This is a genomic window from Arcicella sp. GW458-12-2-14-TSB2 (assembly GCF_059423785.1).
This window is the reverse complement of sequence record NZ_JBWKYN010000183.1, coordinates 1-11874: the sequence shown is the minus strand read 5'-3', so window position 1 is coordinate 11874 and position 11874 is coordinate 1. Positions and strand designations below refer to the sequence as shown.

The 11874-nt window shown below is 35.6% G+C and carries 11 protein-coding genes and 1 riboswitch; of the genes, 3 read left to right on the top strand and 8 right to left on the bottom strand.

Annotated features, from left to right (window positions below; all coding sequences use genetic code 11):
* Positions 1-264: 264 nt before the first annotated feature.
* The 8 genes from moeB to thiS all read right to left on the bottom strand — a co-directional run bounded on the left by moeB (position 265) and on the right by thiS (position 7877).
* Entirely contained in the window at positions 265-1317 is a 1053-nt protein-coding gene (gene moeB / locus AC07XN_RS20295) for a molybdopterin-synthase adenylyltransferase MoeB (RefSeq protein WP_494744362.1), read from the bottom strand.
* A gap of 188 nt (positions 1318-1505) precedes the next feature.
* Complete coding sequence (thiH, locus tag AC07XN_RS20290; protein WP_494744361.1) at positions 1506-2627, bottom strand: 2-iminoacetate synthase ThiH; 1122 nt, start codon at positions 2625-2627, stop codon at positions 1506-1508.
* 182 nt (positions 2628-2809) lie between these two features.
* Positions 2810-3571, bottom strand: coding sequence for a thiazole synthase (locus AC07XN_RS20285; protein WP_494744360.1), 762 nt, complete (start codon positions 3569-3571; stop codon positions 2810-2812).
* Positions 3552-4205: a thiamine phosphate synthase gene (locus AC07XN_RS20280; protein ID WP_494744359.1), complete on the bottom strand. Its 654-nt coding sequence runs from the start codon at positions 4203-4205 to the stop codon at positions 3552-3554. Before AC07XN_RS20280 ends, AC07XN_RS20285 begins: the two co-directional genes overlap by 20 nt.
* Positions 4202-4957, bottom strand: a complete 756-nt coding sequence (locus AC07XN_RS20275) for a hydroxymethylpyrimidine/phosphomethylpyrimidine kinase (RefSeq protein WP_494744358.1) — start codon at positions 4955-4957, stop codon at positions 4202-4204. The genes AC07XN_RS20280 and AC07XN_RS20275 overlap by 4 nt, the downstream gene beginning before the upstream one ends.
* Positions 4958-5548 (bottom strand): thiamine phosphate synthase, encoded by a 591-nt coding sequence (locus tag AC07XN_RS20270; RefSeq protein ID WP_309919907.1) that lies wholly within the window; start codon positions 5546-5548, stop codon positions 4958-4960.
* Positions 5549-5778: 230 nt separating this feature from the next.
* Positions 5779-7635, bottom strand: a complete 1857-nt coding sequence (thiC, locus tag AC07XN_RS20265; RefSeq protein ID WP_494744357.1) for a phosphomethylpyrimidine synthase ThiC — start codon at positions 7633-7635, stop codon at positions 5779-5781.
* 38 nt (positions 7636-7673) lie between these two features.
* Entirely contained in the window at positions 7674-7877 is a 204-nt protein-coding gene (gene thiS / locus AC07XN_RS20260; RefSeq protein ID WP_323246729.1) for a sulfur carrier protein ThiS, read from the bottom strand.
* Positions 7878-8125: 248 nt separating this feature from the next.
* Positions 8126-8223: riboswitch (TPP riboswitch) on the bottom strand.
* 297 nt (positions 8224-8520) lie between these two features.
* Between thiS and AC07XN_RS20255 the strand changes: the two genes are divergently transcribed.
* The 3 genes from AC07XN_RS20255 to AC07XN_RS20245 all read left to right on the top strand — a co-directional run bounded on the left by AC07XN_RS20255 (position 8521) and on the right by AC07XN_RS20245 (position 11822).
* The gene (locus AC07XN_RS20255) at positions 8521-9393 is read left to right on the top strand and encodes an AraC family transcriptional regulator (RefSeq protein WP_309919914.1); all 873 of its coding nucleotides are present in this window, start codon (positions 8521-8523) and stop codon (positions 9391-9393) included.
* 266 nt (positions 9394-9659) lie between these two features.
* Entirely contained in the window at positions 9660-10511 is an 852-nt protein-coding gene (locus tag AC07XN_RS20250) for a pirin family protein (RefSeq protein WP_494744356.1), read from the top strand.
* A 117-nt stretch (positions 10512-10628) separates the two neighbouring features.
* Entirely contained in the window at positions 10629-11822 is a 1194-nt protein-coding gene (locus AC07XN_RS20245; protein ID WP_494744355.1) for a hypothetical protein, read from the top strand.
* The last annotated feature ends 52 nt before the right edge of the window (positions 11823-11874 follow it).

Genomic DNA, 11874 nt, shown 5'->3' with positions numbered 1-11874 from the left:
ATCTTATATAAGATAAAGAACTAGATAATTTCTTCGGAAATATTATAATATTAAAAAAATAAAAATGGTTAATGTTTAAAGTCGATACTATTTTAGTTTCGACTTTTTTGTTTTTCCTATAAACTAAACAACGATTCATACACCATTGCTTTATTTATTCGCAGAATAACGCATTTCATTGTTGAAATTTAGCGTATTTATTTCTTTATTCAAACATATTGTCAAAAAAAATTATGATAATATATTACAATTATGCTCATTACATCAGATTCCTCCGCCCAAGTTCAAAAATGTTCCTTCTATACTGACAGATTTCAATAATTCTATGGCTTTGGCACTTCTTAGACCTGTCTGACAACAGAAAACAATTGTTTTTTCTAAGTTTATTTCATCAATGCTTTCTAATAAATCATCCAATGGAATATTAATTCCACCAATATTATCTCTTTCAAACTCATGTGGGTTTCTTACATCAATCAATTGAAAATCTCGCTGTTCTTCAATCCATTGTTCTAATGTTTGAATATCTATTACATGAGTGTTTTCAACGGGAAAATCACCACATAAAATTTGATAATCGACCAATTTACTGATTTGCTTATTCTCAGGAATAGCCTTGAATTTAATGATTTGAGAACGCATTGTAAGCATATCAAACATTAATAATTTACCTGATAATACCTCCCCTGCCCCTGTAATCATTTTAATTACTTCGGCTGCTTGCATCGTTCCGATAATGCCTGCCAATGTTCCTATTACGCCTATTTCAGCACAATTAGGTACGCTTCCAGCAGTTGGTGGTTCAGCATACAAACAGCGATAAGTTGGGCCCTCTTGAAAATTAAAAACTGAAACTTGTCCTTCAAACTTAAAGATTGAGCCAGAAACAAATGGTTTATTCAGTATAACTGAAGCATCATTTACTAAATAGCGTGTAGCAAAATTATCAGAACCATCTACCATAATATCATACTTCGCAAAAAGCTCAAGTGCGTTGTCTGCACTGAGGTTAACAGGAAAAGTTTGGATATTAACATTGGGGTTAATCGCCAGTAAACGTTCTTTGGCTACTTCTACTTTCTTTTTGTCAATGTCGGCAGTAGTATATAATATTTGCCTTTGAAGATTAGAGATTGACACCACGTCAGCGTCAACAATTCCAATATTGCCCACCCCTGCTGCTACTAAATATTGTAAAATCGGACAACCCAAGCCTCCAGCACCAATAACCAATACTTTGGCATCATTCAGTTGTTGCTGTCCTGCTAACCCAATTTCTGGTAAAATTATCTGACGATTATAACGCTGAAAATCCATGTTTTTATTTAAAAAGTGATGAATTAGTGAGTTAAATAGTTGTGAATTAGTGAGTTGTGAGTTAGTGAATTGTTATTTAGTGAATTAGTAATTGGGAAAGCAATTTATCTAAACTGAGTTACTCTAAATACACTTTTTTCAAAAAAACTACTCAATTACTAACTCGCAACTCACTAACTAACAACTACTTAACTCACTAAATGTAAACCCACATCCCAATCTTTCCAAACAGGCTCATAGCCTTGTTGTTCAATCATTTTAGCAATTACTGCTGGACTTCTCTCATCACTAATTTCAAATTGCTCTAACGACTCAGGTTCAACAACGTATCCCCCAGGATTTGTCTTTGACCCAGCACTCATGGCAGTAATACCCAATTTAATAATGTTATTTCTAAAAATTTCGTTCTCTCGTGTCGAAATTGAAAGTTCTACCTCTTCCTTAAAAATCCTGTAAGCGCAAATCAATTGTACCAACTCAGCATCCGACATGACAACTTTTGGTTCAAGTCCACCTGAAAAAGGTCTTAATCTTGGAAAGGAAATAGAATATTTCGTTTGCCAATATTGTTTTTCAAGGTAATCAAGGTGTAATGCCGTAAAGAAAGAATCTGTACGCCAGTCTTCTAAACCAATCAATACTCCTAATCCCATTTTATGAATACCTGCTTTTCCCAAACGGTCGGGCGTTTGTATTCTATATTCAAAATTAGATTTTTTTCCTTTAGGATGATGAATTTTATAATCTTCTTGATGATAGGTTTCTTGATAAACCAAGACTGTATTGAGTCCTTCGGCAATCAGTTCGGTATAATCTATTTCATCCAAAGGTTGTACTTCCATCGAAATATGCGAGAAATATGGGCGAATTAATTTGATAACATTTTTCAAATAGCTCACCCCTACCGTTTGATTTGCCTCGCCTGTCACCAACAACACATGCTCATAATTCATGGCTTTTAGCACTTCCACTTCCGCCATAATCTCTTTGTCTGTCAATGTTTTACGTTTGATTTTATTATCAAAACTAAAACCACAATAGGTACAAATATTCTGACATTCATTGGAAAGATACAACGGGACATACATTTGGATGGTTTTACCAAATCGTTTTTGGGTCAATTGCTGACTAACCCTAGCCATTGATTCTAAAAAAGGCATGGCAGCAGGAGAAATCAAAGCCTTGAAATCTTCTAAAGTTCTGCGGGAAGTATTTAAAGCTCGACGCACATCATCAGCCGTTTTAGCAAGAATACTCTCCTGAACCTCCGCCCACTGATATTGCTGAAAAAGATGTTGAAAGGAATGCATATCTAGTTAGTGAATGAATTGTGAGTTAGTGAATGAATTGTAAGTTAGTGAATTGTGAATTAGTGATTAAAGAAAAGTTATATTGTTAATTCTAGTTCTTCAAAAATACTTTTCTAGATGCTGAAGAAAAAAACTACTCACTAACTCACAACTCACTAACTCACAATTCTCTCATTCACTAATTATTTAAGAAACCCAGTCAAAGGGCTACTGGCCACAGCATTATTTGTTTTTGGGGCGAGCCTAGCTTCATATGCCATTCTACCTGCTTCAACTGCCATTCTAAAAGCCCTTGCCATCATTACAGGGTTTTCAGAAACCGCTATTGCTGTATTCACCAATACTGCATCAGCTCCAATCTCCATTGCTTTTGCAGCGTCAGACGGTGAACCAATTCCAGCATCTACCACCACAGGCACGTTACTTTGCTCAATAATAATCTCCAAAAAATCAATCGTTTTCAATCCTTTATTGGTACCAATCGGCGAGCCTAAAGGCATCACTGCCGCTACCCCTACTTCCTCCAAACGCTTGCATAACACAGGGTCTGCATGAATATAAGGCAATACAACAAACCCCATTTTTACCAGTTCTTCCGCGGCTTTCAAGGTTTCAATTGCATCAGGCAAAAGGTATTTGGGGTCGGGATGTATTTCTAATTTTAACCAATTTGTTTCCAAAGCTTCTCTGGCTAATTGGGCTACAAAAACAGCCTCTTTAGCATTCCGAACACCAGAAGTATTAGGTAATAAATTAAACTGTGGGTTATGTAAATAGCCCAAAATATCATCTGATTGCTTGGCTAAATGTACCCTTTTCAAAGCAACCGTCACCAATTCTGACCCTGATTCTAATAGACTTTCTTCCATTAAACCTAGTGAGGAGAATTTCCCAGTACCTGTAAAAAGTCGTGATGAAAATTCTTTATTCGCGATTGTTAACATATAGCTGTTCAGTTAAAGCCTTCATAAAATTGTTTGCTACTGCTGATGGATTATCAGCCAAATTAATCACCGAAGAAACCGCAATGCCATGCAAGCCTGCCAAAAGTATATCTTCCACATCTGCCAGTTGTACACCCCCAATGCCTACGATGGGCAAATGAAGTCCAGAGGCTTTGCACGATGCCAAAAGACTTTGGTATTTTTCTAAACCCAAAATCGGACTCAGGTTCTTTTTGGTTTTAGTAAATCTGAAGGGGCCTAAGCCAATATAGTTTACTTTAGCCTGATGCAAAAAAGCTAGGTCTTCAAAAGTATTGGCTGTTCCTCCAATGATAAAGCTATCTCCTAAAATTTCTCTTGCTACTATCGGCGAAGCATCTGTTTTTCCCAAATGCACACCATCAGCTTGTATTTCTTTTGCTATTTGGACATTGTCATTAATAATCAACGTAGCACCAAAAGCTTTACATACCTCCTGAGTTTGTAAAGCAGTTTGTTTCCAAGCCTCAAAATCTTGATTTTTTACCCTGAGTTGCACCCAATCGGCACCGCCCTCACAAGCTAAATGAGCTTGTTCCCAATGCGAAATATGAGGTAAATCTTGGGTGATATAGTGTAATTTAGAAATCGTCATGATTGAAAATGATAACCCAATAAACTTGGATTACTCTTTAAAAATTGATTCATATAATGTTTAGCATGTTCGCAGGTTTCTTCAAGGCTTAAACCTTTTGAAAGATTAGCAGTAATTGCCGAAGAAAGCACACAGCCGGAACCGTGCTTTTCTCCATTAGGAATCCTTTCAGCGGTAAAAGAAACTGTATTGATTCCTGTAAATAGGATATCCATACATATTTCATTGTCTGAATGCCCTCCTTTTAAATAAACATTACAAAACTTGCTCAGCCCAAAGGCTTTTTGCTCAACTGAAGACCCTCCTACTACCAATAACTGAAGCTCGGGCAAGTTGGGAGTAATGAGATAAATCTTTTTAAGAATTTTTTCTAATAGTATTAGATTGATATCTTCATGGAAATCAAACCCTGCACTGGCTTTTAAGATTGGGTCCCAAACAATTTTTATTGTTGAATTCCACGACAACAAAGTGTTGATGATTTCATCTAAATCTTTCAAACTTTGTACTAAGCCAATCTTAACAAAATCGATAGTATATTTATCAAAAAGCAATTTTGCCTGATGGATAATAGTCTGATTGTCGAGCCAACTAACGCTTTCAAAATAATTATCGTTTTGAAAAGTAATAGCAGAACAAACGCCTAATCCATAAACTTGATGTTGTTCTAATGTTTTAATATCTGCCAAAATCCCTGCCCCAGCACTTGGGTCAAGTCCTGCAATACTCAGTACAAAAGGTCTATCATTCATTTAATTTTCTGCTTGAAAATACTTCTCCCACACCGACCCCATCAACACATATCCTTGAAAACCAATCTTTTCTAAAAACGCTCTGTTTTCTTCTCTGATACCCCCCAATGCATACACAGGAGTATTACTTTTCCTAACATGAAAATAAAACTGTAATTCATCCATCGTAAAAACACCTACATAATCAGTCTTAGAAATACTTTTAAGAATCGGACTTAAAAAAACGTAATCAGCCTTGAAACTCAAATTTTCGATAGCATTCAAAGTATGCAATGAACAACTGACAGATAGTCTATGTTTGCGCAACATTTTTACTGAGCTGAACAAGGTTACATCATCTATGCTTTGTCTGAATGTCTCTGTAAAATGCACTCCTTTTACATTATATTTATTAATCAACTCATAATGCGAATGCAATACAATCTTGCGATAGAATTTCGGTTGAATCTGTCTTAGAAAATCTTCATACTCTTTCAGCGACTTTCCTGGTTTTCTGAGGTGAAAAATCAATGATTCATCCATCAACAATTGTTCGATGATGGATATTTCACCGTCAAAATCAGTAGGGTTAGAAAGAATTACTTTTTGCATGTCGACTTTAGTTAGTGATTTAGTGAATGGTGAATTAGTGATTTTCAAGTTTGATTTAGCAGAAATATTTAATTTTACTAAACTAAATAATTATTCCATCTCAATTTAATCTTTTTATCTTTGAAAAATCACCAATTCATAATGCCTTCAATTCCAATCAATTAAAATCACTCATCAAATTGCCTAAAATCACAATTCACTCATTCACTAAATCACTCATTCACAATTAATTATATATATACCTCCGAACCTTGTTCAACAAAGATTTTTGCTCTTTCTTGCATACCTTTTGCCAAAGCCTCTTGTTCTTCAACCCCCATGTTATCAGCATAGTCGCGTACTTCTTGGGTGATTTTCATCGAACAGAAGTTAGGACCACACATCGAACAGAAATGGGCAATTTTAGCTCCTTCTGCTGGTAACGTTTCATCATGATATTCACGAGCGGTGTCTGGGTCAAGGGATAGGTTGAATTGATCTTCCCAACGGAATTCAAAACGAGCTTTGCTCAAAGCATTATCCCTTATTTGTGCCCCATAATGCCCTTTGGCAAGGTCGGCAGCATGAGCAGCAATCTTGTACGTAATCACCCCTACTTTTACATCTTCTTTGTTAGGCAGTCCTAAATGCTCTTTAGGTGTTACATAACACAACATAGCACAACCAAACCAGCCAATCATCGCAGCACCGATTCCTGAAGTAATATGGTCGTAAGCGGGTGCAATATCTGTTGTTAATGGTCCAAGCGTGTAGAAAGGAGCTTCATGACATTCTTTCAATTGCTTATCCATATTTTCTTTAATCAAGTGCATCGGCACATGACCGGGACCTTCAATAATCGTTTGGACATCGTGTTTCCAAGCAATTTTAGTTAGCTCTCCTAGCGTCTCCAATTCTGCAAATTGTGCGGCATCGTTAGCATCAGCAATACTTCCTGGACGAAGACCGTCACCTAAAGAAAACGCCACATCATAAGCCTTCATGATTTCACAAATCTCTTCAAAATGGGTATAAAGAAAGTTTTCTTTATGATGTGCCAAGCACCATTTTGCCATAATGCTACCTCCACGTGATACGATACCTGTCACTCTTTTTGCCGTCATGGGTACATACCTCAACAATACTCCAGCATGAATCGTAAAATAATCAACACCCTGTTCTGCTTGTTCTATGAGGGTATCTTTGAAAATTTCCCAAGTCAAATCTTCTGCTTTTCCCCCTACCTTTTCAAGGGCTTGGTAAATGGGTACAGTTCCAATTGGGACAGGCGAGTTTCGAATAATCCACTCACGGGTTTCATGAATGTTTTTACCTGTAGATAAATCCATGATGGTATCAGCACCCCAGCGACAAGCCCAAACGGTTTTTTCTACCTCTTCTTCAATGTTTGATGAAACAGCCGAATTACCAATATTAGCATTGATTTTCACTAAGAAATTACGCCCAAGAATCATCGGCTCGCTTTCTGGGTGATTGATATTATTAGGAATCACCGCTCTACCCATGGCTACTTCCGAACGTACAAACTCAGGAGTAATCAGTCCTTTTGGGGTATTTGCCCCAAAACTATGTCCTTCGTGCTGATGCCCTATCGTGCTAAGTTCTTGTATTTTCTGGTTCTCACGAATGGCAATGTATTCCATTTCTGGCGTAATAATGCCTTTTTTAGCATAATGCAATTGCGATACGTTCTGTCCAGCTTTTGCTCTCAAAGGTTTTTTAAGGTATTCAAATCTTAGCGCATCAAGGGCAGGATTCGCTAAACGCTCTAGTCCATAGTTTGAAGTAATTGAAGGAAGTTCTTCAACATCTCCACGCTCTAAAATCCATGATTGTCTTAGTCTTGGCAAGCCTTTTCTTACATCAATATCAATGTCTGGGTCTGTAAATGGTCCACTGGTATCATATACTGTTACGGGTGCATTGACTGAGATTACTTTGCCATTTACAATCGTATCCGACAAGCTAATTTCTCGCATTGCTACTTTAATATCATGAATTTCCCCTTGTACATAAACTTTTTTGGAAGCTGGAAAGGGGGCTCTGCTGATTGTTTCAGCATGAGGAGTTTTTTCTGTTTTCTTCATGTTTTTCATAAGCTTTTGAAATATTGAACGCCAGATTTTCAACCGCCTTGAGTAGCCCGAATCAGCATCAGTTGGTCATTACTTTTAAGCTTGATGCTTCCCCATTTATCACGAGGAATTACTTCTTCGTTAATGGCAATGGCCAGACCTCGCAATTCGATAATGCCTTGCTGATTGAGCACCTCGATTAAAAGAGGGTTTTCAGGAAATTCAAAGATTTGGTCGTTAATAATGACAGTCATTCCATGTATTTATTTAAAATAAAAACAAATGGACTTTAGCGAAAACCAAGGAGAAATTAAAGCGTGTATGAGTGAGCTTGGGGAATAAACCTTTTATAGTGTTAGTTGTACACCTAATCAACTACAAAAAATTATAACCCATTAACAAATCAGAATGAAAAAATCAATCTATCGTTTTTTAAGCTAACCAAGAAAAGCAGTGAAATTTTGAAAACGATGCTTAAATCTGTACACCGAATCTGAAAAGAAAATTCTGCCTTACTTTTTCCTACGCAGCAATTACGCCGTTCAGGTTTTGAGGGTATAATCTCAGCCCGTTATATTTAAGGCACCCCTAAAGTTTGAGACAAATGTAAAGTATAAAAATTGAATTTGTAAAATTTTATTTTGTTTTTTTTTCAAACCTATGTAAATCCTGACTTATTTAAAGAAGGAAATTTTTATAATACAAATCTCACTTTCTAGGTTTAGAGCTATCCTCATAGTTTCCTAAAAACAAAGGGAAAACCCTTAATTATTATACATTTCATCAAAAACTGTTGCATTTTCCGCAAAAAATTGCAAATTTACAGGATAACCACCATCTATGCTTATAATACTTTAATTGCAAAAGCTATTGATTTTTTCAACCCATATTATCCAAATGTCTAAAATTTATCGTGAAATCACCCCGCTTACTTCTAATGACTGTTTCATGGTTTTTGCCAGAACAAAAAGTAAGTTTGACTTCCCTTTACATTACCATGAAGAATTTGAGCTAAACTTTATCGAAAATGCAGATGGTGCAAAAAGAGTAGTTGGCGATAATATCGAAATAATTTCAACTTATGAATTAGTTTTGGTGGGTTCTAATGTACCTCATGGCTGGTTTTCGCATGAATCTATTGCTGAAAATATCAATGAAATTACCATTCAATTTCACCGAGATTTATTTGATGAAAAATTCTTAAAAAGGAATCAAATGAGCTTTATACGTTCTATGTTGGAACGTTCGGCAAGAGGCATTTCTTTTTCTCAGGAAACCATCCAAGCAATTAAACCTCGTCTGATAGGGCTTACACAAACCAATGGTTTTTGCTCTGTCATGGAATTGATGTCTATCCTACACGACTTGTCAGTTTCCAGAAATATGAAAACTTTAACGACATTGACTTTTGCTAATGAAAATGCTACTTATGATAGTCGTAGAATTGAAAAAGCCTTTGTTTACATGAGGAACAATTATGACAAAGAAATTTCATTGGAAGACATTGCTAAGATTGTCAATATGACTGTAGTGAGCTTTAGCAGATTCATCAAAAAAAGAACTGGTAAAACCTTTATTGATAGCTTAAATGATATTCGTTTAGGACACGCGTCACGCTTGCTTATCGATACGCGCCAATCGATTGCAGAAATTTCCTTTAAATGTGGGTATAATAATCTTTCATATTTTAATAGAATTTTCAAGAAAAAACATGGATGTACACCCAAAGAGTTTAGAGAAAATTATTCTGGGACTAGAACATTCGTGTAAAGAAAACCTCAGTTTCCCATGTATAAAAGTACCAATATGGGAATTGAGGTTTTTAAAATATTATAAATTATTTTGATAAGGATTTCCTTATTATTACACCCTCCTCTCTTTATTTTTTTCTCTTAAATTGTCTTTTCAGATACAATATTCCTTCAATCGTATATATTTTATTAGAAAGAGATAACTCTTTCAATTAATATCACGTTAATTGAAAAATGAAACTATTTTTCAAGAATTCATTCTTCAAAAACCAAAAAAGATTTTCCATGAGAAGCATTAAAAAAATTCATCAAGCAGCATATCGTCCTATTGCCGATTTAATCACTTATTCGCCTTTGCCTACTAGCACCTTAGCCCAAGTAGATCCATTTATTTTCTTGAATCATCATGGATTTCAACAGTATCCTGCCAATAACAGAGGTTTACCGTTTGGTCCACATCCACACAGAGGGATGGAGACAGTAACATTTATCCTCGCTGGCGATATTATGCACAAAGATTCAAGTGGTCATGAAAGCATCATTAATAGCGGAGGCGTACAATGGATGACGGCTGGTAGTGGCTTAATTCATGCAGAAGTATCATCAGACGCATTCAAGAAACAAGGTGGTGATTTAGAAATCTTACAACTATGGTTAAACTTACCCGCTAAATTAAAAATGACTAGTCCCTTCTATTTGGGCTTGCAAGAAGACGAAATTCCGACGATAAGTTTGGATGATGATAAAGTAGCCATAAAATTAATTTCGGGGAAATGGGGGGAAAACGAGGGTGCTTTTGAATCTAAAACAGGCGTTTTTTTAAGTACTATTACTTTCAAAGCATCTGCTGAATTAACCATCAACATTGCCATAGAAAGAAATATATTCTTTTACTTAATAAAAGGTGCGCTCACAGTAAATGGACAGGCTATCAAAGCTAGGCAATTGGTAGAATTTATGAATGATGAAACAGGTGTACAAATAGTGGCCGACACCGATTCAGTATTATTACTTGGTCATGCTGTTCCTTTTAATGAACCAATGGTTGCTCAAGGTCCATTTGTCATGAATACCGAAGAGGAAATTTATCAAGCCTATACAGATTATCAACAAGGAAAGTTTGGTACTTGGCAATAACAAAACAGAATAAATACGCCTTTATTAAACAATTATTTCTTAAAATTATATAATTTTACTTTAATACCTTTTGTTAAAATCTTTTTTTAAACTTCATAAACGCCCCAATATTTTACCTTGAAAAGAACGTTACCAAGCTTAATCAAAGCCCTAGAAAAACATCAATCTACTGGAAAACCATTGAAAGCCATTGTCGGCTTCGATGCTTATATTGATTCTATTCAAAAAATTGTGAATAATAATGAAGACAGTCAAAATCATTATTTTGAGACAATTAGTGATTTAGCAACACAATTGGCTGCTCTTTCAGGAAAAAACACCAAAGTAAATCTTAGGCAATTAGAAATGATGATGAATGGTAATGCTCCTATTCTTGCCAATTCATTAGGAGCATTAGGTGTCAAGAATATTTGTATTGCTACAATGGGCTATCCAGATATTAACGGTGTATTTGAAGAAATGCATCCTAATTGTGAATTAGTCTCTATCGCTTCTCCTGCCAAAACTACTATCTTGGAATTTAATGATGGTAAAATAATTTTTTCAGAAGAAAGTACTTTTGAACAACTCACTTGGTCGTATGTTGCAGCAGTAGCAGGTGTGGAGAACTTGAGCAGGGGGATTTACGAAAGTTCGTTATTAGCTTTTGTCAACTGGGCAAATGTCAAATATTGTACTGATATTTGGAAAGGGTTCTTAGAAGACATCGTTGTGAATTTGTCACCAGAGGCCACTAGACAATCACCAAAATACTTTTCTAGAAATAAAATTCAAGAAGAAGAAGATGCATTCGGTATGCGTCATAAAAATTTCTTCTTTGACCTTTCTGATATTAGCAAACGAACAAAAGAAGAAATCCTTGAAATTCTAGATGTAGTGGGATGTTATGCCCATTATGGCAAAGTAAGCTTAGCCATGAACGAAAGCGAGGCGAAATATATTTATGGTTTGAAGCAAGATAATCCAGACGCTCAATTACCTGACATTTTAAAAAACATTATTAGTACTTATCATATTCAACAGATTTTTGTTCATGCACACGAAGAAGCATTGATGATTTATAAAAATCATGTTTACGAAGTGAAAGGTAAAAGTTCTTTCCAAAAGCGTATCTCCACAGGTGGCAGAGACAATTTTAATGCAGGAGCTTGCTTAGGATTAATGCTTGATTTATTACCAGAACAAATTCTTGCATTAGCAGTAGGCAATTATGAAGCTTATCTTGGTACTGGAGCGAGTTTAGAACTTAGCGAATTGATTGATTATTTAAAAGATTGGGAGAAAGAACGACATCATGAAATAGTGGCATAAGTTATCAGATAAACAAAAAGGGTTGACTCGAAATCGAGTCAACCCTTTTTGT

Excerpts from the sequence above, each read along its gene's own strand:
- moeB (WP_494744362.1), bottom strand. The coding sequence starts at position 1,317 with ATGGATTTTCAGCGTTATAATCGTCAGATAATTTTACCAGAAATTGGG.
- thiH (WP_494744361.1), bottom strand. The coding sequence starts at position 2,627 with ATGCATTCCTTTCAACATCTTTTTCAGCAATATCAGTGGGCGGAGGTT.
- AC07XN_RS20285 (WP_494744360.1), bottom strand. The coding sequence starts at position 3,571 with ATGTTAACAATCGCGAATAAAGAATTTTCATCACGACTTTTTACAGGT.
- AC07XN_RS20280 (WP_494744359.1), bottom strand. The coding sequence starts at position 4,205 with ATGACGATTTCTAAATTACACTATATCACCCAAGATTTACCTCATATT.
- AC07XN_RS20275 (WP_494744358.1), bottom strand. The coding sequence starts at position 4,957 with ATGAATGATAGACCTTTTGTACTGAGTATTGCAGGACTTGACCCAAGT.
- AC07XN_RS20270 (WP_309919907.1), bottom strand. The coding sequence starts at position 5,548 with ATGCAAAAAGTAATTCTTTCTAACCCTACTGATTTTGACGGTGAAATA.
- thiC (WP_494744357.1), bottom strand. The coding sequence starts at position 7,635 with ATGAAGAAAACAGAAAAAACTCCTCATGCTGAAACAATCAGCAGAGCC.
- thiS (WP_323246729.1), bottom strand. The coding sequence starts at position 7,877 with ATGACTGTCATTATTAACGACCAAATCTTTGAATTTCCTGAAAACCCT.
- AC07XN_RS20255 (WP_309919914.1), top strand. The coding sequence starts at position 8,521 with ATGTCTAAAATTTATCGTGAAATCACCCCGCTTACTTCTAATGACTGT.
- AC07XN_RS20250 (WP_494744356.1), top strand. The coding sequence starts at position 9,660 with ATGAGAAGCATTAAAAAAATTCATCAAGCAGCATATCGTCCTATTGCC.